We start from the raw sequence: 22,881 nt of genomic DNA, 5'->3' as shown, positions 1-22,881 counted from the left end.
AGTCGGCTTGAGCGCAGAGTTGAGTACTATTTCACGCATGCAACAATAAGACCCAAAAAACCTACTACTAACGCGAGCCAAGCTATTCTATTTGCCCACTTAGCCTTTTCAAGCGACAGAGAGGAGATGAGGCGGCTTTGTAACTCTGCCTCAGAAGCAACTGCTCGAAGATGAGCATATACTCCTGCACTGGTCTCGGATGAGTCGTCTTTAAATATCGGCACACCTCTGCGCTGACATTCAAGAATTAGTTTTTCCTTGGGTGATTCTGGTCTAGGCGGAAGATAACAAGAAAAATCCTCTGGATGATTTGTACGGAAAAATATTCGGAATTTTTTTAGAAAGAAATTCAGCACGGAGCTATTCCTGCTTTCCTATTCCAAAAAGTTTTGATGCGCCAATGGAGGCGGCACCACACATCAAGCCACCAATGATGGCTTGCATTGCATCGAACTTTGACGACATCAAAAACACGGCAGCATACATGGCTGAAACAATGAGCCAGCGAATCATTTTTGGCTAACCTCCCATTGGGTTGAGTAAAATACACCATTAGAAATAAATAGCTTTTCCTTAACTGCCTTTGTCGCGGCTACTTCTTTGCTATTTCCTTCTGCTTCCAGCCTTTTGGCGTACTCGTATGTTTCTGAGAAAACATTCATAGCGGCAGTGGCTCCGGGATATTTCAGTTCCTGGGTGCCTGGACCTCCAGAGCCGTCACCTCTTGATACTACTTCCAAGCATAGTCGCGCGATATAACCTCTACGCATTTTGGCCAGCTTAAGGGTTGATGAAGAATTTTGGGTCTCTATGGGCGTTCGACTCATTTTTTCCAACCAATCCGCTTGACCGGCAATTGCCGATAGCAAATGTTGGTTTGACATTGGCTTAGGATCGTCAAATTCTTTCCTTTGTCCCGCTAGTACAACAAAGCCAACGACAAGGACAGCGGCTACAAAGACTAGAATTTCCATAATTTTCTCCGCTCTTGTGATGCCTAACTATATTTAGAAATCCGAATTGTATGTAATTCAGGCAGGCCAAATCAATGAATTTCCCAGTAATTACAATACCATTAAACTCTATATGATGATTTAGACTGCCTAAAATTGGGCTGATGCCAGCCTGGATGTTTTACTCCTAATTTTTCGATACTACTTTTCGAATATTACCCCTCCATCACGAACTACACGACAACATCGAACACCCCGCCTTATGCTTAGCCCAGTCAGGCCTTAACTCGGCAAAGCGCTCCTTGCCCGGCTGTTCGTCATAAGGCCGCCGCAGCACTTCGAGCAGTTCTTCTATCATGCTGGTATCGCCCTGGTCGGCCAGGTCGATGGCTTGTTGTGCCAGATAATTGCGCAGGACGTAACGCGGGTTGGCCTGGTTCATTCCATTGATGCGTTCCAGCGGATCGCGTCCATCTGCAAGTATGGCTGCGGCGTATTGCTTCAGCCATTGCTCGAAGCGCGGTTTGAAGGTTTCCCATAGTGCCGGGCTGTAGCAGGCTGGCTGCAATATTTCCACGTCAGGTTGCGCGATATCGACGCGGGCGAGTTGGCGGAAGAAGACGGTCATGTCCATCTCGGCGTGGTACATGAGGTCAAACGCTTCATTGATGAGCGGTTCATGGTCATCGCGCCAGCCAGCAAACCCGAACTTGGCGGCCAGCACGGCGCCCCATTCCTTGTTGTAGGTCTGGTCGTAAAGCATGAGGCCCTCGTCGTAGATTTCGCGTTCAGGGTTCAGGAAATATAGTGCCTGCGCCAGACGTTCCAGGTTCCAGCGCGCGATGTCGGGCTGACGGCCAAAACAGTAGCGCCGCCCTGCCGCATCGGTGGTGTTGGGCGTCCAGCCGGGGTCGAAGTTATCTACCCAGCCGTAAGGGCCGTAATCAATGGTGAGGCCGAGGATGGACATGTTGTCGGTGTTCATTACGCCATGCACGAAGCCGACGCGCATCCATTGCGCGATCAGGCGTGCGGTGCGGGCGCAGATGATGGCGAACCATTCGGCAAAGCGCTCTTGTTCAGGGTAATTCGCGAGTTCGGGGAAATCGCGGCGCATGGTGAAATCGACCAGGGTTTGCAGGGTCTGCTTGTCGCCGCGCATGGCATAAATCTCGAAATTGCCGAAACGGATGAAGGAAGGCGAGACGCGGCAGACAATCGCGCCTTTTTCCGCTTGCGGGTTGCCGTTATAGAACATGTCGCGGATGACGGTATCGCCGGTCTGCACCAGGCTCAGCGCGCGCGTGGTGGGAATGCCCAAGTGGTGCATGGCCTCGCTGCACAGGAATTCGCGCACCGAGGAACGCAGCACGGCGCGGCCATCGGCCATGCGCGAATACGGCGTGACGCCCGCGCCCTTGAGCTGTAACTCCCAGCGCCGCCCCTGGCGGTTGACCACTTCGCCCAGGCTGATGGCGCGCCCATCGCCCAATTGTCCTGCCCAGTTGCCGAACTGGTGGCCGCCGTAGCACATGGCGTAAGGCTGCATGCCAGGAATGAGGACATTACCGCTCAATGCATTCACCCATTCTGGCGATTGGATATCCACTTCGCTCAAGCCCAACTCTCTCGCCATTTCGCGTGAATAGGCCAGCAATTTGGGCGCGGAAACTGGCGTAGGTTGCACGCTTGACCAACAGGCATGGTAAACCTGGCGGAGCTGGTTGGCGGTTTCCGGGTCGCCGGGTAATTCCTGCAGGAAGCGGTTGTCGAAAGTCAGCATAGATAATGAATGGGTTGAAAGAGGTTAATAAAGTGACAGTTTCGGGCATTGTATGTTCTCTGTGCATATAAATTAAGCTTTGTGTGTTTGCTCAAAAAATAGGCACATCCCATTTACCCTTGATACAACAGCCAGTTACCCTACTCATGCCCATGCTGCCCACAAAGTTACCCACAGAAATTGTTGAGTCGCGTGCATAATTCAATGAGCCATCCTTATCCATAATATGAAGCTGAACAGATGATTCCTTTTTCCATTCTCGACCTCTGCCCCATCGTCCAGGGCGGCACCGCGGCGCAGGCATTCCGCAACTCCGTCAGCCTGGCCCAGCTTGCAGACGAGCTGGGCTACCGGCGCTTCTGGCTCGCGGAACACCACAACATGCCGGGTATCGCCAGCGCGGCGACTTCTGTGGTCATCGGCCATATTGCCGACCATACGCGCACAATACGCGTCGGCGCAGGCGGCATCATGCTGCCCAACCATGCACCGCTGGCGATTGCGGAACAGTTCGGCACGCTGGAATCGCTCTATCCCGGGCGCATCGACCTCGGGCTGGGCCGCGCGCCGGGCAGCGACAGCATTGCCGCACGCGCCCTGCGCCGCAATCTCAACATCTATGCCGATGATTTCCCTGAACTGGTGGCTGAGTTACGGCAATATTTCGCCCCGGCCCAACCAGGGCAAGCGCTTCGCGCAGTGCCGGGCGCCGGGCTGGATATCCCGGTCTGGATATTGGGTTCCAGCCTCTACGGCGCGCAATATGCCGCCACCAACGGCCTACCTTTCGCCTTTGCTGCGCATTTCGCCCCAACCTTCTTGCTGCAGGCGCTGGATACCTACCGGCGCAACTTCGTCCCTTCGACGCAATTGGACAAGCCTTATTTCATGCTCACGGTGAATATCCTGGCTGCGGAGACCAATGCCGAAGCACGCTACTGGTTCACCTCACAGCAACTCGCCTTCGCCAACGTGCATCGCGGCAAAGCGGCAGAGCTACCCCCACCAGTCGACAATATTGATGACTATCTGGACGCTTCCACCCAGGCAGGTGTGGAACGCATGCTGTCCTGCTCGCTGGTAGGCTCTCCTGCTACTGTCGAATCAGGCTTGAGAATGATGCTGAATGATATAAAACCGGATGAGTTGATGGTGACCGGACATGTGTTCGACCATCAGGTACGCTTGCAGTCATACCGCATTATTGCGGATATTTACAAGCAATTATCTGCTGAATGAACCATTTGCCTTCTATCTTGCTGAATCTCGACAAAGGACAGCAACAGGCCAAGAAAAATTAGCAGGCTTACGCTGCAGCTCCCCTGTCGTTCAATGTTTGCTGACATAAAAACAGGCCAGGCCATCCATAGGCCTAGCCTGTCATTATCCGGGTTAGTGCGCCCAATCTATATCGGCAGAGTCACACTGGGTCAATGACGGCTCATCGGCCTGCATGCAGGCTTACTGCCTTATTCACGGCACTAACCCGTATATTCTAACTTCGAATACACAGCACACTGTTACTTCTTTTTTATGCCATCTGCACTATCGATGACGATATCATTCTGCACCGACATTACCCCGCTCACGCTTCGCGCCACAGTGACAGCGTGGCTCACTTGCGCCTGGGATTTCGCTGTGCCGCTCAAATGTACTGCGCCCAAGTCATCGGATTGGACCCGGATATCAAACAGCTTCAGCATGGGGTCGCGTTCCAATGCTGACCTGACTTTTGCACAAATTGCATTATCACAATATCCATCGGCTATCTCATTTTCAGCGTGCACATGCAGGGGCAGAAAAACCACCAGCAGTAATACGGCATGCCTGCAGAACTTCATCTATCTATCCTCCACTCATCAACTGCATCATGCTAAATACACGCTGGGCATGGTGTAATCATCATTCTTCCGAAGATTGTGTAGGAATTTTCGACTTTTCGACATAATGTCTTGGCACAGTGTCACAAACGCCATGTAACATGCTTGTTGTGAAACAGATGCAGAAAGATTCGGGATGCGGTCGTTATATAAAAGTCGTGAAGAACGTGTGCGGGATGTTGTCAAAGCTTATATGAATGAACGCACTACCATTCGCCACTCTCTGACCTTCGGTGGGCAATTTCTTCCCCATACAGAGAGTGAAAAGAAACAAATGCGGGAAGAACGTGCCTGGGCATTGGCGCGGCTTGCTATCGACAAGATCATGCGGCTACCGCATATTGCCATCAACCGCACGCCCACAGCCTGAATCCGTAACCATCGGGTAACCTTGCTCCCCTGTAAGGCTTTCATTTCCTGCCATCAACAGTGACCGCGACAGAACGGCACAAAACATGGCAAAACTAACGGCGCATGCGCGAACGATGATGGCGTTCCAGCATTCGCCTGTCCTCTATATTCGAGAGCACGACAGAAATTGCCATGCCGACAATCGCGCCCAGTAGAGTATCAATCACCCGTTCAGGCACCATGGCCGCCCCGGCTGAAGCAGGCGCGGCGAGATGTGTCATCAACAACGCCATTGGCGTGACCAGCACTTGTCCCAGCGCATAGTTAATCCCAATCACGATTTCGACAAGGAATTGCAGCAGCACCAGCACAATGATGAGTGGCCAGATCGAAGGTTGCTGAGCAAGTAGCAGCCATGCCAGCATGGCGCCCACTATCGTGCCGGCCGTGCGCTGTAAAGCACGCTGCATATTGATATGCAGATAACTACCCTGCATGACAGCCACTGCCCCCATCGCTGCCCAGGCAGGATAGTGCAAGCCACAGGCATGGCTGATGAAGACAACAATGAGCGCCGCAAACGCAACCCGCGCCGACATGAAAAGCAGATAGCTCATCGGTTGCTCCGGAACGCTGGGAAAGGGGCGCTCCGCTGTGGGATAGTGGCGCAGTTTTTCGCTGGCAACACAGATCAACCAGGCAAACAAGGCTGTAGCGACAGTCGCCAGCGTGCGCTCCATGACTTGTTCCAGGCTAAGCGTGTTGTGATGGAAGCTCCGACTGCAAAGCTGAAGATCAATGGACCAGGAGCGCCGAACTTGCCATTGAAACAAACCATCAAATAAAAACCGCAGGCAAAAGCCAATAACGTCAGTTGGGCTATCTGCGACCAGCCCAGCCATGCTGTTGCCGACATGCAAAAAACAGCACAGGTCTGCCAGAATACGCACTTCAGCACGATGCCAGAGCGTCGGTACTGAGGAGCAAAGCGTCCAAAAAGCGCCACCAATGCCCCCAGTGAAGCAAATCCTACAAGATGCGACCACTGTGAAAGGGCGAAAATGGGTACACAGACAGCAACCGTAATGGCGGCCTGCAACCCCGCCAGTGTCGCATTGCGTAGTGATGGCTGCGCGTCAAGCTCCAGGCTTTCTCCAAAGCGGTGTGGATTCAGGAGACGGCGTACTGTATCGAACCGGCTTGCAGGCACATCAGCATGATCCTGTCCCGCCGCCTTTGGTTTATCAGCCATGTTGTTTCATCTTTCTGTTGCTGTCTGTTGATTCCGGCATCTTATTTTCCGGTGCGGTTGTTTGTTTCGGCATCGCGCAGATTTCCGGTTTAGCCAGTGCATCTACTCTCTATAGTTAAGCCCACGCAGGCTGCTAATCCCTCCTGTTGCATGAAGCTTGAGCACACCTCGGATGAGAGGTTCGTTACTACGCTGCCGGTTGCTGGGGTCGCGTGTCAGCCACGCATAGAAGCCACTTCGTGAAATATCGAGTGTCTCGCACAGCCATGTCGACGGCCAGATTCCTCGATGCTTCGCAATGAAACCGAACTTCATTTCAGTTCCTTCGCGAAGTAGGTCGCAGCTTTTTGAAAGGTATAGCAGCGAGGTGGGTGGGTGTACCTTACCTGCTAGTGGTGCGTGAAACTGAGTGGCGCATAATGGTTAGCTTAGGATGGTGTCCACGAAACCGGCAGTAGCTCACAACAATAGTTTAGATTGATAGATCAGTCGTACTTGATATATTTAAACCGGGCGTCGTCATTGGGTGTGCCTTCCAGTGCGCCATTTTCCTTGCCGGGTTGCCATTGGATGACTGATTCTATTTTCTTTGCCAGTTCCCAGTCCTTGTCGGTGATGCCTTTGGCAGTGTGGGTGCAGAGCTTGACGATGACAAAGGCATAGGAGACGGTCAGGTCTGGATGGTGCCATGCCGCTTCGGCCAGATGGCCGACAGTATTCACCACCATCAAGGTACCCTTCCAGCCGCTGGTTTTATATTTGCGGCGAATCCAGCCGTCTTCGTAATACCAGTGCGGTAACTCCGCTTCCAGCTTGGCCTGGATTTCTGCTTCATTGTAAGTACGTTCTGCTTCGCTCATGTTTTTCTCCTTTAATTCCAGGAACATCTGACGGGTAACCCGACCCGCGCCAGTTCTTCTTCGGTAAAACCATCATTGAATGCTACACAGTCCTGGCGGCCTACGACCCAAGTATTGAACGCCCTGCCGGCAATGTGATCGCCGAAGGCACTATCCACAAAACCTTCCTTGGTGAGCTTTTCCAGCGAGACTTGCTGGTCTGCATCTGGCCGGGAGGATTTGACGAGAATGAGGTGCTCCGCATTCAGCTTTGCGGCAAGATAAGCAGCCAGGCTGTCAGACGTGATTCCCCAGTTCATGGGGATGCTTTCGTCTGCGCATACCATGTCGCTCGGCATCCAGACGATGCCGCGATGCTGCCAGCCGCGTTCGGCGATTTCGAGCTCGCTACGCGCAGTTACCAATCTTGGACTGAGGCCAGTCATTAATACGCCATATTGATCCATGGCCATCACCGCCATGCGGTGGGCTGTCGCATCATCAATGCCGCTGCTGATCTGAGCATCGCGCACGGCATCGGCAAAGATTCCACCGCCGGGAACAATCAACACCTGGCCATCACCATGTCTGGCCACGATATCGAGCCAGATGTTTAGTTCGGGCGAGCCCAACAGGCTGCCGCCCAGTTTAATGACCCACATGTTGGTTATCCCCGAAAATGTTCGATAAGTTTCAGCATGGTAGACGCCTTGTCCCAAGTCTCACGATATTCTTTGTCAGCCTCCGAATCCGCTACGATACCACCTCCGGCCCAGAAGCGAATTGTTCCATGCGAATAAATCGCAGTGCGGATGGCGATATTGGTATCCATATTGCCATCAAAACCAATATAGCCAATGGCGCCGCAATAAACGCCCCTGCGGTTCGGCTCCAATTCCTCGATAATTTCCATGGCACGGAGCTTGGGTGCGCCGGTAATAGAACCACCAGGAAATGCTCCCCGCAGTAGATCAACCGCCTCATGCTGTTGATCCAGCCGGCCTGTCACAGTACTGACCAGATGGTGCACATTGGTATAGCTTTCCAGCGCAAATAAACGATCCGCACGTACTGAGCCAATGGCGCAACTCTTGCCGATATCGTTGCGCAGGAGATCGACAATCATGAGATTCTCAGCTCTGTCCTTGAGGCTATTTTTTAGGTCGGCTGCCTGACGCGCATCCTCTTCGGCATCCATAGAACGAGGTCGCGTGCCCTTGATCGGACGGGTTTCCACATGGCGGCCACTGACCTGGAGAAAGCGTTCGGGAGAATCGGACAGCACCTGCACACCCGGCAGATTCATATAGGCCATAAAAGGTGCTGGGCCTATCTCGCGCAAGTACCGATATGCCTGCCAGGCATCGCCACTCGCTGCCGTACTGAAACGCTGCGCCAGGTTGACCTGGTAACAATCACCTTCATGAATATAGTGTTGTATGCGCTCGAAGGCTTGCTGATAGCCATCCTCGTCAACGTTGGAATGAATCGCTTCATGCACGGCAAATGCAGCCATTTCCGGCATATCCGGTTTATCCAGCAATGCGCATACATGCTCCCAGCGCGCCTTGCTCTGCTCCGTCTCCAGGCAACATACCAGCCAGGATTGCTGTTTGCGATGGTCAATGATGATGGCCCAATCATAAATGCCAACCATCATTTCAGGAATATGCTCACCATCCAGCGCCTGATTCGGCAAGGTTTCAATGCTACGGGCAAGGTCGTAGCCAAAATACCCCACCGCGCCGCCGATAAATGGTAACTCTGTCTCCACGCGGGGATATTGCTGCAATGTCTGCTTTAATAGCAGGAACGGATCGTCGCTGGACACGCGCGCGCCCTGCTGGTCAACAATTTCAGTCACACCATCACGCGTAGTGAATGTCACGATCGGATCGGCAACCATGATGTCATAGTGCCCATAATCATTGCCGGGGTAGCCACTGTCCAGATAAATGGCCCATGGCTGTTGCACGATTTTCTCAAATAGTGTGGAGCTATCGGCAAGATATGGTAGCGCTAGCCTCAACATGTCGTTTCGCCGCCCCATGCATCCATGACCAGATTAGCCACGGAATAAGCTGGCAGGCAAATGCCTGCCCAGTCCCGCACCTCATCTGATTCTGCCTTCAATAACGAGCTGGCAGCAATAAACTCATGCCCCAACTGTTGTGCCAGTTCGCGTACAAGAAATGCGCCTGCGCCTGCGCCAATGAAGGGCATCGCAGGTGACTCCAGATCACGGGAGAGATTGCGCAAGATGGCGCGCCTGAGCAAATCAAGCTGCTGCTGCTTGAACGCCCGCGCAAGATGTATCCATGCCGACTTGTCCGCATCAACCGCATCCCTTCCCACCATGCGGGCCAGGCGCTGGCAGGTTTCTTCAATACTCTTGCCTGCACCATCCGCTGTGGCGGCCATATCCTCTGCCGGGTCCAATTCGCCAGTCAAACGATAGATATCAGCAGTGGTAGCAAAATGCTCGGCAGCCACATTCTGCCACTGTCCGGCAAAAGGAACGCTGGAGGCCAAGGCCATGAGCGAAGTACGGATCACGCCGGTGTAAACCAGTTCTTCATGGCGCATGCGCTCGGCGTCCGTCTGTCCCAAGTTGGCCGGATAACCCTCGCGGAGCAGGACAAAATCTGCGGTGGTACTGCCAATATCAATGAACAAACCCTGCTTCAACTTATGCGCAACAAAGGCCGCGCTTGCGAGCCAGTTGGCGGAGGCAATCGCATTAGCATTCGCCCGCACTTCTCCCAATGGCACGAAGCCATTGGTTCCGGCAAAGAACAATACTTCACCTGTCAGGCTGGCCTGGGCGCGCGAGGCAATTTCCCATACACCAGTGAGGCGATCGGGAAAGATATCGGCCAGTTCGCCAGTCATGGTCACGCCATGATGCATCACCTGCGTCATATCCAGTTGTCTGGCCACGGCCTCGAATGCCATATCCAGCTGATCTAGCCCCTGCCAGAGGGGGCAAGGTACCTGCACCACCTTTACAGCAACACCATCCGCACGCACCAATGCCGCTTTCAGATGGGCGCCGCCAATATCCCAGCCAAGATAATGCGGGGATGAGAGGATTGTTTCAGTCATTCAGATTGATTTCAATTCGGTTGCGCTGCAGTTCGTGCGGCAGCTTAAAGTCTTCATTATAAAACAAGTCCAGCAGCAGTCGGCCCGGGTTGTAGCCAATAGCGGCCTGGAGCCCTGCAAAGGATGTCGTCAAGCGCGGGTTCACCTCCAGCACCTGTAGCCGTGTGTTACGATCAGGAGCATTGCTGTCGATCATGAAATCCACGCCCACATAGCCGAACAATCCAGGCATGGTAGCAGCCACTTGCCGCGCAAGCTCCTCACACTCATGCCAATATTCAGCCAATCCATTCACGATTCCGCCACGGTAGTGCATCCTGCCCTGGTTGATCTCGATCAATTGCTGATTGCATGTCAGCAACCAAGCCTCTCCATGACGACACAGCATGGTCAGGCTGGCGGCAACTCCCTCAATATAAGGCTGGATAATGTGGCTTGCCGGGGCATATTCCAGCCATTGCTCTAGGCTGTGCGCATCGGGGAAATACCAGGTATCGTCGCAGCTCACGCCATCGTCAGGTTTAACAACCCATCCTCTAGCGGCAAGCGGCAATGCTGGAGAATGCATTGTTTCCACCACTGGAACACCTGCCGATTTCAGCTTCTGGTAGGTCAGCCATTTACTGCTGGCCATTTCCACTGCGGCCTGATTGCTGGAAAGTAGGCCTTTACCGGACGACTCTATCAACCCGGTCAATTTCCATAATACCCCGGCACTTTCCGGCGCCACCAGCCACACCAGATCGGCCTGTAATACCAGCGAGGCCCATATATCCCATGGATATTCATCAACCTGCAATACGTGGCAGCCAGATACTTCTGATGGCAAGGAAAAGCGTGCGTCATGCACATGGAGTAATTCCACTTCGGTAATCGCGTTCATGGACGACAGCATGGCATCCCGCATCAAGACCGCCTCCCGCGCCAATGCTGGCGGGATATGCTCGCGGTATAATCCTCCCGCTGTCAGGTATTCAATAATCAGGATACGCATGGCAATGGGGCATGTTGTGGAAAAAAGAAGGAACGCTTGTGCAAGTAATACCTGTAATTGATCTGATGAATGGCATTGTCGTGCATGCACGCAAAGGAGATCGCGCACATTACGCGCCTATCGTATCCAGCCTTTGCAACGACAGCGCGGCACCGGAAATTTTGGCAGCATTGCTGGAATTATACCCATTCCCGCTACTCTATATTGCCGACCTGGATGCCATCCAGAAACGCGGACACCATCTCGATCTAGTCATAAAGTTGCTGAACCAGCATCCTGCGCTGCAAATCTGGATCGATGCGGGTATCCAGTCCGTGGAAACCCTTGCCCCTTGGCGACACTCTCGCTTGCGTCCGGTGCTCGGCACTGAGAGCATTCCTGACCTCGCAGCTTGGCAACAATTGCGGCAGTCATGTATCAACCCACCTGTTCTGTCGTTGGACTTCACAGTTGACGGATACCAAGGTCCACCCGAGATTCTTTATCAAGCCCAACACTGGCCTCAGGATGTCATTGTGATGAGCTTGCCCCATGTAGGCAGCAATAACGGGCCCGATATGGAACGCCTCAACCACTTCCGCACCCAATATCCATCGCATCATTTTTATGCGGCGGGCGGCGTGCGCCACCAGGGCGATCTACAATTACTCAACCGCCAAGGTATACAGGGCGCATTAGTCGCCAGCGCCCTGCATAATGGTGTTCTCAGTCAAGCCGAGTTGCATGCCCTGCTTGATGTATAAAACAAAACGCCCCGATAACAAAATATCAGGGCGTTGATGCTGCATTAGCGATATCAGAATACTGACATCGGACAGTCCATAACCAAGCTTACTTCTTGGCTTGGAATGGGTGAGCAGATTCCTTGTAGTTCTTCAGGATTTCGGCAACCTTAGGCTCGCGAGCAACAGCGTTCTTGATCGCTTGCTTGGTAGCCTGGTAGTTCCATTCCTGGATACGCTCGTCAATGTCAGCACGGCTGTCGATGAACACGCCTACGGAGATGAATACGTCTTCAGCTTCCTCTTGAGGAATGGTGCCATCAGCAACACAATCCATCACAGCCATCGCGATACCGCGTTGTGCTGGGCCGAACATCTGAACAGCTTGCTTGCCGTTCTTGATGGTTACCTTGTTGAACATTACAGTCGCTGGTTTTACCATCATGTTAGGTGCAACGATTGCCAGCAGGCCGTTCACACCTTCTTTCTGATCGGTCAGAGTACGGCAGAAAGCGTCTTCTGCAGCGCTACCGCGTGGTCCGATAATCAGGTCGATGTGGGCTACGTTCAGCAGATCCAAACCACTACCATCTGGACGGTTGTCAACTACAAGTGCTTCACCTACTAAAACGCGATCAATAACTGCCATTTTATTCTCCAATATAAAGTTTCCGTAGAAACACGCCGGCATTGCTTGGTTAGCTATGCCCTAAAATTGCCTGACGCCTGTTTAACGTCAAGCTTGAAATTTGCGGAATATTATACATATATTTATGAAATTTATGTGACGACATCCCACTAATAATTCGCTTCCTTACAAAAATAAGGCCAACAACCCAATACCCCGCATGTTTCCTTATTCTATCGTCAGATATGGGTACGTTATTACTTTATAACCGAAAAGGAGGCTCCGTGCATTTTATATCCCTGATTAAGTTAATAAAAAACCCGGCGCAAATAATGCAGCCGGGTTTTTTCATAGTCCAAGACTATTTTTATTCAAGGTTGGCGTGAATAGCACGCATACCCTCTTCTGTCAGACCCTTTTGATCTACTAGCTTGGCAATAGTCGCTTCCAGGAACCAGAGCGTAGACAGCTCGAAAATAGTGCCCATAGGCATACCGTGGGTCTTGTCGAATGCATGTGCATCGTTACCACCCACCGGTACCACCAAGTCGGCCAGCTCAGCCATTGGAGACTGTGCCTTCATGGAAATCACGATGATCTTGGCACCTTGGCTCTTAGCCTTCTTGACCAATGGCATCAGAGTTTCTGTGCTGCCGGAGCCGGAGATCACGATGAAGAGATCACCAGCCTGGATGCTTGGAGTCACCACTTCACCGACCATGCTGACTTGATAGCCAGCGTGAACCAGGCGCATCGCGAAGAAACGGGAAACCAGCAGGGAACGACCTGCGCCACCGATGAAGGTACGGCCAGCAGCATCGACCAAGCTCAGGATCTTGTCGTCGTAGCCTTCTGCTGTGTTATTGATTACATTGGTCAGCTTGCTGACCACGAGTTCTTGATATTTATTCATGGCACTCACCTTTGAAAACTTTAACTGTGGAATGCGTCATAAAAAAATCCACCAGACTCGCTCAATGAGCTCGCGTGGTGGATTTTTACGCTATTTCTGACTTAAGTGAAACTTAGTGAGCCAGAGCAGTGATTTCAGCAGCGGAAGCAGCTGGATCAGCAGCACCGTAGATAGCAGCGCCAGCAACGATGATGGTAGCGCCAGCATCCTTAACTTGCTTAACGGTAGCAGCCTTAACGCCACCAGCAACGGAAACTTCCAGACCCAGGTTCAGACCGGTAACAGTTGCCAGGTCAGCGAATGGAGTTTGGCCAGCAGCTTGTTGGTCCAGACCAGTGTGAACGCCGATGATGTGCGCGCCCAACTTGGCAACTTCCTTGGTGCGAGCAGCCTTGTCAGCAACGTTGATCAGGTCAACTTGAGCCTTCTTGCCGTACTTGTTAGCAGCGTCGATTACACCCTTGATAGTACCCAGATCAGCTACACCCAGAACGGTAGCGATGTCAGCACCAGCCTTGTAGAAAGGCTCAGCTTCGTAGAAACCAGCATCCATGGTCTTCAGGTCAACCAGGATCTTGTTGTTAGGGAACTTTGCGCGCAGAGTTTCCAGCAACTTGATACCGTTGTGCTTGATGCATGGGGTACCGATTTCGAGAATGTCAACGTGAGGAGCAACCTTCTCAGCCAGTGCAACGGTTGCGTCGAAATCCAGTGAATCTAATGCCATTTGTGTCAATGCCACGATACTTCCTCCAAAAGGGTTACAAATTGAGTACAACTAAAAATGAAAATTACTTTTCATACAACAAAAGTCGAGCGGCAATCTTAATCGCCAAGCGCTCCGGATGTCAACGCCAAAACTGGCATGACATCCGGTTTAAAGCGTATTACAGCTTTTCAGCTAGGGCTTTTTCCAGCTTGTTCTGATCAACCACGAAACCGCGAATGCCTTCGGCCAGCTTCTCGGTTGCCATGGCATCTTCGTTCTGCTCGAAACGGAATTCCTTCTCGGTCAGCAAGGCAGGACGCTGCTTGGTAGCGCCATTGTCAACCAGGACGCGCGGCAGGTTACCTTCAGTTGCCTTCAGTTCTTCCAGCAGGTTTGGAGAAACGGTCAGGCGGTCGCAACCAGCCAGTGCAGTGATTTCACCGATATTGCGGAAGGAAGCGCCCATGACCACGGTCTTGTAACCGTGTTCCTTGTAGTATGCATAGATTCTGCGAACGGACAGTACACCTGGATCAGTTTCGGAAGTATAGGTTTCGCCAGTCTTGGCCTTGTACCAGTCGAGGATACGGCCAACGAATGGAGAGATCAGGAATACGCCAGCTTCAGCGCAAGCGCGAGCTTGTGCAAAACTGAACAGTAATGTCAGGTTACAGTTGATGCCTTCTTTTTCCAGAATTTCACCAGCCTTGATGCCTTCCCAAGTGGAAGCCAGCTTGATCAGCACGCGATCCTTGGCAACGCCGGAATCCTGATACAGCTTGATCAGCTTGCGGCCCTTTTGCACCATTGCATCGGTATCAAAGGACAGACGTGCATCCACTTCAGTGGAGATCTTGCCAGGAACATGCTTGAGGATTTCCAGACCGATCAGTACAGCCAGCTTGTCGGCTGCATCTTCAATTTGCTGCGCCTTGTCGCTGCTTTGGGACTTGGCGTAGGCAATTGCTTCATCAATCAACGGAGCATATTGAGGGATGGTGCTGGCCTTCAACAACAAGGATGGGTTGGTCGTAGCATCGTAAGGCTTGACGTTCTTGATTGCTTCCACGTCGCCGGTGTCGGCCACGATGGTTGTCATTTCCTTCAGTTGATCGAATAAATTAGCCATATTGCTCCTCCTAGAGAACACACTTGAACGAAAACACAGAAAAATTCAGCAACCCGGAAAACTGGCTATCCAAACCCATGAATAAGGCCTGAATCCAGTCACGAGCGAATCCTTGAAAGTATAACTGAAATTGCGCGGCAACTATAGAAAATCCATCACTGCAATGCATGGGCCAGCAATGTTGCCACGGTCAGGTCGGCGCTGGTTCCGGGATTCAGCGCCTGCTCCTTTAACTCCGTATCGAAATTCAGCAGGGTTCGCTGGTACAGCTTAGGATTCTCATGCGTCAACAATGCTTCCAGATGGACTGCAGCCTGACGGCTCACTTCCTGCGCCCGCTCCAGCCCGTATTTGCGCCGGATATGGCTATCCGGGAAATTGCTCAGGAAGGTGAGGTAAAGCACAGTAGTCGCCCAGGCCGGATTGTTCCAGCGCACCATTGCCTGGCGGTAGGTATCGCAGCCCAGACCGAAGATATCCGCAAAACCGTGGCTGTATTGCCAAGCAATATGATCCCGGCCTTCGGCAGATTGCATGGCTTGCAGCAAGGTAATGTCAGGCGTTTCATGCACATCGTGCTTATCGGATGTCCCCAACCCCGCTGGAGCCGCCCGCACAATCGCCTTGAAGGCCAGCGCCGCATCATGAACATCCAATCGCTCCAGCACCTCCTCCACTTTCTCCTGCAACGGGGCGCCATCAGGCATCAAGGCGGCATGCGCGAGCGGCGCGGAAAGCAGCACAATCCCCAGGTTGGTATTGCAGTCCACCACGCTCCAGGTTGCTTCTACCGAACGCAGGATTCGCTCCCCGACACTCAGCCCAGGTTCCGCAATCACGGCAGCCACGGCATCAGCACTCTGAATAAATTGCTGTACTACCATACCATGCCCATCCGCGAAGATATGGACATTGCCAGGCTTAAGGCTGGTCAACTCCGCCATGCAGGCTGCGCGGAATGCTTCGGCAATTCGGGATGTGCTCATGAAACCGCTGTCAATTCCGGCTGCACATGCAATCGGGCGAGAAAATCATCCACCAACAATTGACCGATATCGATACCAGTCGCACCTTGCAAGCCCCTCCAGGCGGGAATGCTATTGACCTCCAGCACATAATGCCTGCCGTCCCGGTCGCGGATAATGTCCACACCACAATAATCCACCTTGACGGCAGCTGCAGCGGCTTCCGCCAGCTGCGCCAGCTCTCCTTGCGCAGCAATGGCCTCACAGCGCCCACCTTGAGCCACGTTATTCACCCAGTGGCTGCCATGGCGGATCATGGCCGCCACTGCCCTGCCGCGGATGACGAACACCCGGTGGTCGTGCCACGCTCCTTCTCCGCTATCTATATAGCGTTGCAGATAATAGAGACCATCCACATACTGCTCAAGCGGCACAGGCAATGCAGTTTCAGCAGTAAGCTTGCGTATTCCCTGTCCTTGCGAACCGAACAACGGCTTGATGACCAGCTCGCGCCCAGCCATGGTTTCTCGCAGGTAAACCTCATGCGCATGGTACCTGGACTCGCAAACCCAGGTTGGCGGAGTCGGCACACCATTGAGATGCAACAGAAAACTGGTCATGGCCTTGTCCACGGTACGCTCTACCGCGTGGCCGTCGTTATAGACCGTCACGCCAAGCATTTCCAGCGCATGCAGGATATCCAGCCGCGCAATTACGCGCTGCAAGGTACCACCAGGAACGCCACGCACAAACGCGCCCACAGGTAGCGCTTGCTCGAAGCCCGGGATCAAGACCGCCTGCTCGCCGCTGCCCAGCCGCAAGGCACAATCCTTGAGCGAGACAAACACGGCTTCATAGCCGCGCGCGGCAAACGCCTCGGTCAGACGCTTGCCATGCCAGCCCGGATCATCGGTAAAGATGGGAATGCGCGGCGGGTTCACTACGCGCCGTAGCCGAAGGATTGGTCTAGCAAGGCCGCATCCAGCTTGCCGCCAGTGAAGCTTTTGCCTGATTCGACCGCAGTCACGGTCACAGCTGCCGGGCTAAACAGCATAGGGTCGATCTTATAGAAATCCATGTTCACGGCCTTGAACACTTCGGCGAACGGACGGCCATAATCGCGCGAGGCGCTGCTTGGCAGCTCCTGAGCCAGCTTGGCGGCGGCTTCGTCGCTGCCCTTGACGAACAGGTGGGCATGGCCGCCGAAAAGAATGGCGTCATTGGTGCGGCCCATGCCGATGAGGAAGTCCGGAGCAGGCGGCGGCAACGGCGCGCTTGCCATGCCGTCCACGACATGCTCGAGCGGGAAATGCAGGGTATGGACCTTGTGCAACGCCACTTCGAGTACGCGCGCCACGATCTGCACGGTGCCGGCCAGGCTACGGGTCGGGGTCAGGATGAAGGTCAGGTTTTCCGCCTTGACGCCGGTATCGCGCGCCACTTTCTCAATCACTTCCTGCGGTGGCACCTTGTCGCTTTCCAACACCAGCACCGCGGCATCGGCACTGTCCTTGTAGCCCAACTCTTTATATAGTTCTTCACGGCCTGCCAGGGCTCGGCCAGGGCCAGAGCTCAGAGAAAAGAATTTTTCGTGCGCGAGGCTCCAGCCGGCGTACTGGCTACCCAGACAGGAAAGCACGGGATTGTTGGAATGCACGGACAACATCCACGGCCAATGCGGGAAGGTATTGGAAGAATGGAGATTCACGTGACCAAGGCCGCCCATGCAGATTTCCGCAATGAGGCTCCCTGCTTCCAGGCCCCCTTCGGCCTTGATACCGGCATCGATCACGGTCGCACCGCTGGGCAGCTTCTCTACCAGCAGGCGCAAGGTCTTGGCATTATCCACCAGGTGCTTGACCAGAGGGTTGGTCAGCTGGTTGACGCTGGGCCACAGACTGACATCAAGTTTACTTTCGCTCATTTTTGTTCCATTTCCCATTTAATTGTTCAGTAATCTCTGTTCATTCCCACGCTTAATGCGCGGCTGATTCAAAGTTTCTCAAATTTAATAGCGGCAAACTGTCGCCTGATCGGTATTACTGGCCGCCTGCTGCATGGCAACCATCATCTGCAATCTTTGCAGCGCCAGCCTGTGGGCAGTTTCCGCACTCCCGGCCTGCGCCCATACGGTGCAGACCGGATCTCCGGCCATGATGCTGCTATCCGCCTCCGGCATGTCGGCTACCCATTCTGGCCAAGGCCAATCTGGCGGCACGATAAAATCACTTTCGGCATACACCACCAGCTGCGCCGTGGCCTGTTGTTCCACCTGGAGCTGTTTTTGCGCACCGCGGCAACCGTCCAGATGCATACGCATCAGGTCGGCATGCGGTTGATACAGCCCGGCGCTGGCAGTCAGACGCGGGTTCAATTCCAGCACAAAAGTATGACCTTCCGGCATCAATATGGCATCGAGGCTATTGAGGCCACGCAGCTGCAATGCCGCAGTCAATTTTTCCGCCGCACTCTGCAAGACTTGCCTGCAATCGTCCGGCAAGCTGGCATGCGTCACTAGCCCGCCGTAGCGGAACGGCAAATCGCCCCAAGCCGAAACCTCCTGCCTGTTATAGCCAACCACGCAAGCATGCTTGCTATCAGCCGCAAATAATACCGAAACCGGCGTGCCAGCCAATTCCTGCTGGTAATAATCCCCATCGCAATGAATGCTGCCCGCCTGCAGGCGGCATACATGGGTCCCGCCGGACCCCCCTCTACGCTTACGCAACCAGCCGCCAATCGACACGGGCATGTTGATAGTGCTAGGAGGATAGGGAATATCCAGAGTATCCAGCAACCGGAAAAAATTCGGCACCGCCTTGGCTTTCGCCACAATGTCTGCGCTATTCCCCAAGACAGGCAAATAACGGCTGGCAATGCTCAATAAGTGCGAGTTACGCTCAAACCCGCTGCCATAAACCAGGCCTTGCACCTCATGCTGGCCCGCAATGGCAGACAAAGCCGCTTCAAACCCTGCTGGCTCGAAGCCGCCATCAACATAAGGCAAGCGGAATACCTGCTGCGCCAGGCTGGCGGTATCGGTATCGGCGAATATATCCAGGGCAAGCACGTCATAACCGGCTGCTTTTGCCATCGCCACGTAGGGCCTGGCGCAGACAGCCGCAACGACGAGCTTGCCAGCCACCGGCTTATTTCAAGCAGTTGCGCGCGGTTTCAAACGCAGACAGGAAATCTAGATAAACCTTTTTCTCGGTCGCTTCCAACATCTGCTTGAGCAGGCTGTTCTGGGTGGCGTATTTGACATTGCCGATCGCCAGCGCGCCGATACCAAACGCATTGGTGCCAGGGATCGCCACACCGTCGGCGAACACGTCCACGCCCTCGGCGCCGGTAGGCGGCACAGCGTTCACGTCGGCCACCACCTTCAATGTCGGGGAACCTGCCATCTGCGCCAAGCTAATGACCTGGATGCCCGCTGCTGCTGCGCACAGGGCGATGTCGGTCCTGTGCAGAATCTTCTGCTTCAATTCGTCGGTGCTGCCGTCGGTATAGCCGAGATTGATACCGTAACGCTTGTTGTAGGAAGCCGCCTTTTCCTCGACATCGGCCACCGCGCGGTGCGCCACCAGCTCCACCTCCGCGCCGTACTTGGCGGCAATCACTGCAGTACAGCCGCCTACCGGGCCGGTCGCGCCGAATACGCTGACCTTGCGGCCGCTCAAGTCGCCGCCGAAATTCTTGGTCAGGTGCTGTTCCACCTTGGCCATCATGCCTGCAGCCGTGGTGAAGGCGCCAGAAGGGTCGGCGAATACGGATATCTCGAATGGAGGCACCATGGACTTACGAGCAATCTCCAGCATATCCATGGCCACGTCGATATCCCGACCGCCGATAAATACGCTTTCGCGCTTCACGCCGCTGGGGCTGCGGGAGAAAATGGCGTCCTGCACCAGGCCGGTCACTTCCTTCAGCTCGACGTTGGTATAAGGCATGATCTTGTCGAAACCGGCGTCGTACGCCATGTTGACATCGAACGGGCTGGCATTCTTGGCTGCCGTGATCAAATGCAGGATTGATACTTTTTCCATTGTTTCACCTATGTGGATTTTAAATTGAATCTTCTTGAATCGCCGTCACCAACTACGGAATATCGCTGACGATACCGCCTTCGTTACGGCCCTCGCAAATCATGAACTCCAAAGCCCCGTGATGGGCAAATTCCTTGCGCAGGCGCGCGGCGATGGCCGCCGCTGCATCCTCATCCTCCAGCACCGCAAACCCGGTCGGGCCCCATGAGCTTTGGCCGAAACAGGCAACCCCGGCTGATTCCAGCCAAGCCAGCACTTCCGTCACACGCGGGCTGGCGTAGCGCCCGCCTTGTGCAGGCGCGAAATGGTCGCCGGTGCGGATCTGCAATTCCCTGATCGCCGCACCGAATGCCTCCAGGTCGCACTCGGCCAGCGCGGGCAAAGCCTGCATCAGGACATGCCGGCACAATATCGCCGCGGCATCCGCGGGAAACTGGGGCAGGTTGCGAAACGCAGCCACCTCGTCTTCACCATGCACGCCGGTCTGGGTACGGTCGAAAATCAGGATAATGCGCCAATCCGCAGGGAACTCCGCGCGGGCAATCACGGGCGGCACCACGGTCTGCGCGCCGCGCCCGCCGTCGATGATGACGCCGCCGGTCGCAAACGTACCCAGCCCGATACCGGAACGCGCTCCACGCTCGGTCAGCATGGCAACGTCACGGATGAATAGACCGAGATCGTGCAGGCGGTTCAAGGCCAAGCCGACTGCCAGTGCCATTTGAGTGCCTGAGCCCAGGCCGGAATGCTCGGGAATAGTCCTCACCAAGCGCATATGCATGCCTCCGGTCAGTTGCAAGGAAGCTGCAAGCTTTTGTGCCATGCGCACCGCGCGCGCTGCTCCTGGCCCTTCAGCGGTGAATGTCCCGGCATGCCATGCATGCAACTCGGTCGCAGGGCGATTGAGGGAAACCCCGATGCTGCCAAAACGGCGTCCCAGATCCCCATTGAGATCAAAGAAACCCATGTGCAACCGTGCCGTGGTGACAACACTGACGCCTTGCTTGTTGATGATAATTTCCTTCAGCTTGCGAGAAACCGGCACTTGTGATGCCAATAATCCATTATTGTAGCCCAGCCTGACGTGGTTTAAAAAGTTGGATCATGATTTTTCACTGTCCTCCCCAACCTCGGAATTCGTCAGTAATTAAAGTAGCCTTGTCATAGTTACAAGCTGTTTTCGGGGTGGATCAAGGAGTATAATTCCGCTGCAGCCTACAGGCCTGCACCAATTCAATCGGTGTCACCGGTTTGTCTCATGCCCGACCAAGGCATGAACCTTAAGGAACTAACCAGTTTTCGGATGGAGAACATGACCCAATCAACCCTTTTTCCGGCAGCATCGCTGGAAGCCGTTACCCATCCCGCGGATGGCCTGCTGAGCGACGATCTCAGACTTGAGCGCGACGCGGATGGCAACCTTGCCCTGATTTCCCCGCCATGCCCCAAGGCCAAGGCTTTCTTCGAGCATCCGCGCGGCAACGCTACGCCAGCCGTCAACGGACAGGCAACCACACTGGATGCGGCCATCGCCAAGGCAACCGAGATATTTCGCGCGGCGAGGCACCCCTTGCTGTCCGGCCTGGCGACAGACGTCTACGGCATGCGTGCAGTCATGAACCTCGCCGAAACCTCCGGCGCCACCATCGACCACATGAATTCCAAGAGCTCGATGAAGAACATCCTGGTCATGCAGAATTCCGGCTGGTTCGTCACCACACTGAGCGAAGTGAAGAACCGCGTGGACCTGCTGGTGGTGATTGGCACCGATATCGTCAGCTATTTCCCGCGTTTTTTCGAGCGCGTGATCTGGAACAAGGAGGCGATGTTCACCGAGAACACCTCAGACCGCGAAATCGTCTATTTGGGCGGCCGAGACCTGAATACCGCGCCGGGCGTTTCGCCGAACGGCAAACAACCCGACGTACTGCCTTGCGACCTTGACCGCGTGCCTGAGGTGCTGGCCGCACTGCGCGCGATCGTCGCCGGCAAGCCGCTGAAGGCGGACAATGTCGCCGGCATCGCCCGCGAGTCGCTGGAGAAACTCGCCGAACGCCTCAAGGCCGCCAAGTACAGCGTGATCGCCTGGACCGGCAGCGCGCTGGATTTCCCGCATGCCGAGCTTTCCATCCAGAACATCGTCGGCGTCGTGCAGGAACTGAACAAGACTACGCGCAGCGCCGGCCTGCCGCTGAGCGGCAACGACGGCGACGTGACGGCCTACAACGTCAGCACCTGGATCAGCGGCTATCCGTTCCGCAACTCCTATCGCCGAGGCTACCCCGACTACGACCCCTACCACTACGACACCGCGCGCCTGCTGGCCGAGGGCGAAGCCGACGTACTGGTCTGGATCAACAGCTTCAAGCCGGAGCGCGTGCCGCCCAAGAGCAAGGCGCCTACCATCGTCATCGGCCATCCGGCCATGCAGTTCGAGCAAGCGCCTGAGGTGTTCATCCCGATCGCGATTCCCGGCCTGGAAGCCAACGGCGCGCAATTCCGCAGCGACAGCTCGGTAACGTTGCCATTGCGCAAACTGCGCGACACCAGCCTGCCCACACTCGCCGACGTGCTCTCTGCCATAGAGTCCGCACTGAAGGTCGCTTAAG

Annotated in this window: 26 protein-coding genes and 1 pseudogene; 4 read left to right on the top strand and 23 right to left on the bottom strand. The window is 54.5% G+C overall.

Annotated features, from left to right (window positions below; all coding sequences use genetic code 11):
• Nucleotides 1-26: 26 nt before the first annotated feature.
• The 4 genes from V7Z75_RS00840 to V7Z75_RS00825 all read right to left on the bottom strand — a co-directional run bounded on the left by V7Z75_RS00840 (nucleotide 27) and on the right by V7Z75_RS00825 (nucleotide 2,736).
• A complete protein-coding gene (locus tag V7Z75_RS00840) occupies nucleotides 27-356 on the bottom strand; it encodes a hypothetical protein (protein WP_334106443.1) in 330 nt (109 codons plus the stop codon).
• Nucleotides 357-360: 4 nt separating this feature from the next.
• Complete coding sequence (locus tag V7Z75_RS00835) at nucleotides 361-513, bottom strand: hypothetical protein (RefSeq protein WP_334106441.1); 153 nt, start codon at nucleotides 511-513, stop codon at nucleotides 361-363.
• The gene (locus tag V7Z75_RS00830; protein WP_334106439.1) at nucleotides 510-974 is read right to left on the bottom strand and encodes a hypothetical protein; all 465 of its coding nucleotides are present in this window, start codon (nucleotides 972-974) and stop codon (nucleotides 510-512) included. The genes V7Z75_RS00835 and V7Z75_RS00830 overlap by 4 nt, the downstream gene beginning before the upstream one ends.
• A gap of 205 nt (nucleotides 975-1,179) precedes the next feature.
• Nucleotides 1,180-2,736 carry a protein adenylyltransferase SelO gene (locus V7Z75_RS00825; RefSeq protein WP_334106437.1) on the bottom strand — a complete coding sequence of 519 codons (1,557 nt, stop codon included), beginning with the start codon at nucleotides 2,734-2,736 and terminating at the stop codon, nucleotides 1,180-1,182.
• 240 nt (nucleotides 2,737-2,976) lie between these two features.
• Between V7Z75_RS00825 and V7Z75_RS00820 the strand changes: the two genes are divergently transcribed.
• On the top strand, nucleotides 2,977-3,975 hold the full coding sequence (locus V7Z75_RS00820; RefSeq protein WP_334106435.1) for an LLM class flavin-dependent oxidoreductase: 999 nt from the start codon (nucleotides 2,977-2,979) through the stop codon (nucleotides 3,973-3,975).
• 281 nt (nucleotides 3,976-4,256) lie between these two features.
• On the opposite strand, the gene V7Z75_RS00815 is transcribed toward V7Z75_RS00820, so the two are convergent.
• On the bottom strand, nucleotides 4,257-4,577 hold the full coding sequence (locus V7Z75_RS00815; protein WP_334106433.1) for a BON domain-containing protein: 321 nt from the start codon (nucleotides 4,575-4,577) through the stop codon (nucleotides 4,257-4,259).
• A gap of 232 nt (nucleotides 4,578-4,809) precedes the next feature.
• Here V7Z75_RS00815 and V7Z75_RS00810 point away from each other — a divergent pair, with 232 nt between their 5' ends.
• Nucleotides 4,810-4,986 (top strand): hypothetical protein, encoded by a 177-nt coding sequence (locus tag V7Z75_RS00810; protein WP_334106431.1) that lies wholly within the window; start codon nucleotides 4,810-4,812, stop codon nucleotides 4,984-4,986.
• 94 nt (nucleotides 4,987-5,080) lie between these two features.
• Here V7Z75_RS00810 and V7Z75_RS00805 read toward each other — a convergent pair whose 3' ends face one another.
• The 8 genes and pseudogenes from V7Z75_RS00805 to V7Z75_RS00770 form a co-directional block, all read right to left on the bottom strand.
• On the bottom strand, nucleotides 5,081-5,707 hold the full coding sequence (locus tag V7Z75_RS00805) for an FUSC family protein (protein WP_334106429.1): 627 nt from the start codon (nucleotides 5,705-5,707) through the stop codon (nucleotides 5,081-5,083).
• Nucleotides 5,659-6,219, bottom strand: a complete 561-nt coding sequence (locus tag V7Z75_RS00800) for a hypothetical protein (RefSeq protein WP_334106427.1) — start codon at nucleotides 6,217-6,219, stop codon at nucleotides 5,659-5,661. The genes V7Z75_RS00805 and V7Z75_RS00800 overlap by 49 nt, the downstream gene beginning before the upstream one ends.
• Nucleotides 6,220-6,381: 162 nt before the next feature.
• Nucleotides 6,382-6,573 (bottom strand): annotated as a pseudogene (locus V7Z75_RS00795) (IS3 family transposase); the annotation flags it as partial.
• A gap of 131 nt (nucleotides 6,574-6,704) precedes the next feature.
• Nucleotides 6,705-7,079, bottom strand: coding sequence for a 4a-hydroxytetrahydrobiopterin dehydratase (locus tag V7Z75_RS00790; RefSeq protein WP_334106425.1), 375 nt, complete (start codon nucleotides 7,077-7,079; stop codon nucleotides 6,705-6,707).
• 11 nt (nucleotides 7,080-7,090) lie between these two features.
• Nucleotides 7,091-7,720, bottom strand: a complete 630-nt coding sequence (locus V7Z75_RS00785; RefSeq protein WP_334106424.1) for an amino acid kinase family protein — start codon at nucleotides 7,718-7,720, stop codon at nucleotides 7,091-7,093.
• A gap of 5 nt (nucleotides 7,721-7,725) precedes the next feature.
• The gene (gene pabB / locus V7Z75_RS00780) at nucleotides 7,726-9,090 is read right to left on the bottom strand and encodes an aminodeoxychorismate synthase component I (protein WP_334106422.1); all 1,365 of its coding nucleotides are present in this window, start codon (nucleotides 9,088-9,090) and stop codon (nucleotides 7,726-7,728) included.
• On the bottom strand, nucleotides 9,084-10,163 hold the full coding sequence (locus V7Z75_RS00775; protein WP_334106421.1) for a hydantoinase/oxoprolinase family protein: 1,080 nt from the start codon (nucleotides 10,161-10,163) through the stop codon (nucleotides 9,084-9,086). The genes pabB and V7Z75_RS00775 overlap by 7 nt, the downstream gene beginning before the upstream one ends.
• A complete protein-coding gene (locus tag V7Z75_RS00770) occupies nucleotides 10,156-11,157 on the bottom strand; it encodes an ATP-grasp domain-containing protein (protein ID WP_334106420.1) in 1,002 nt (333 codons plus the stop codon). Before V7Z75_RS00770 ends, V7Z75_RS00775 begins: the two co-directional genes overlap by 8 nt.
• A 38-nt stretch (nucleotides 11,158-11,195) precedes the next feature.
• On the opposite strand from V7Z75_RS00770, the gene V7Z75_RS00765 reads away from it, so the two are divergent.
• Nucleotides 11,196-11,900, top strand: coding sequence for a HisA/HisF-related TIM barrel protein (locus V7Z75_RS00765; RefSeq protein WP_334106419.1), 705 nt, complete (start codon nucleotides 11,196-11,198; stop codon nucleotides 11,898-11,900).
• Nucleotides 11,901-11,988: 88 nt separating this feature from the next.
• On the opposite strand, the gene fae is transcribed toward V7Z75_RS00765, so the two are convergent.
• The 10 genes from fae to V7Z75_RS00715 form a co-directional block, all read right to left on the bottom strand.
• Nucleotides 11,989-12,528, bottom strand: a complete 540-nt coding sequence (gene fae / locus V7Z75_RS00760) for a formaldehyde-activating enzyme (RefSeq protein ID WP_334106417.1) — start codon at nucleotides 12,526-12,528, stop codon at nucleotides 11,989-11,991.
• Between the two features lie 346 nt (nucleotides 12,529-12,874).
• Nucleotides 12,875-13,420: a 6-phospho-3-hexuloisomerase gene (gene hxlB / locus V7Z75_RS00755; RefSeq protein ID WP_334106415.1), complete on the bottom strand. Its 546-nt coding sequence runs from the start codon at nucleotides 13,418-13,420 to the stop codon at nucleotides 12,875-12,877.
• A gap of 112 nt (nucleotides 13,421-13,532) precedes the next feature.
• Nucleotides 13,533-14,162, bottom strand: a complete 630-nt coding sequence (hxlA, locus tag V7Z75_RS00750) for a 3-hexulose-6-phosphate synthase (RefSeq protein WP_334106414.1) — start codon at nucleotides 14,160-14,162, stop codon at nucleotides 13,533-13,535.
• A gap of 145 nt (nucleotides 14,163-14,307) precedes the next feature.
• Nucleotides 14,308-15,258 (bottom strand): transaldolase, encoded by a 951-nt coding sequence (gene tal / locus V7Z75_RS00745; protein ID WP_334106412.1) that lies wholly within the window; start codon nucleotides 15,256-15,258, stop codon nucleotides 14,308-14,310.
• 155 nt (nucleotides 15,259-15,413) lie between these two features.
• Entirely contained in the window at nucleotides 15,414-16,244 is an 831-nt protein-coding gene (locus tag V7Z75_RS00740) for a triphosphoribosyl-dephospho-CoA synthase (protein WP_334106410.1), read from the bottom strand.
• Nucleotides 16,241-17,164, bottom strand: coding sequence for an ATP-grasp domain-containing protein (locus V7Z75_RS00735; RefSeq protein ID WP_334106408.1), 924 nt, complete (start codon nucleotides 17,162-17,164; stop codon nucleotides 16,241-16,243). The genes V7Z75_RS00740 and V7Z75_RS00735 overlap by 4 nt, the downstream gene beginning before the upstream one ends.
• Complete coding sequence (gene mch, locus V7Z75_RS00730) at nucleotides 17,164-18,147, bottom strand: methenyltetrahydromethanopterin cyclohydrolase (protein WP_334106406.1); 984 nt, start codon at nucleotides 18,145-18,147, stop codon at nucleotides 17,164-17,166. Before mch ends, V7Z75_RS00735 begins: the two co-directional genes overlap by 1 nt.
• Nucleotides 18,148-18,231: 84 nt before the next feature.
• Entirely contained in the window at nucleotides 18,232-19,368 is a 1,137-nt protein-coding gene (locus tag V7Z75_RS00725; RefSeq protein WP_334106404.1) for an ATP-grasp domain-containing protein, read from the bottom strand.
• A 4-nt stretch (nucleotides 19,369-19,372) separates the two neighbouring features.
• On the bottom strand, nucleotides 19,373-20,272 hold the full coding sequence (locus V7Z75_RS00720) for an NAD(P)-dependent methylenetetrahydromethanopterin dehydrogenase (RefSeq protein ID WP_334106403.1): 900 nt from the start codon (nucleotides 20,270-20,272) through the stop codon (nucleotides 19,373-19,375).
• Nucleotides 20,273-20,324: 52 nt separating this feature from the next.
• Nucleotides 20,325-21,317: a beta-ribofuranosylaminobenzene 5'-phosphate synthase family protein gene (locus tag V7Z75_RS00715; RefSeq protein ID WP_334106402.1), complete on the bottom strand. Its 993-nt coding sequence runs from the start codon at nucleotides 21,315-21,317 to the stop codon at nucleotides 20,325-20,327.
• 195 nt (nucleotides 21,318-21,512) lie between these two features.
• Here V7Z75_RS00715 and V7Z75_RS00710 point away from each other — a divergent pair, with 195 nt between their 5' ends.
• Nucleotides 21,513-22,880, top strand: a complete 1,368-nt coding sequence (locus V7Z75_RS00710) for a formylmethanofuran dehydrogenase subunit B (RefSeq protein ID WP_334106401.1) — start codon at nucleotides 21,513-21,515, stop codon at nucleotides 22,878-22,880.
• Nucleotide 22,881 lies beyond the last annotated feature (1 nt).

Origin of the sequence: Methylobacillus sp., from assembly GCF_036844465.1 — a bacterium.
Lineage (GTDB): Bacteria > Pseudomonadota > Gammaproteobacteria > Burkholderiales > Methylophilaceae > Methylobacillus.
This window is presented reverse-complemented; position numbering and strand designations above follow the sequence as displayed.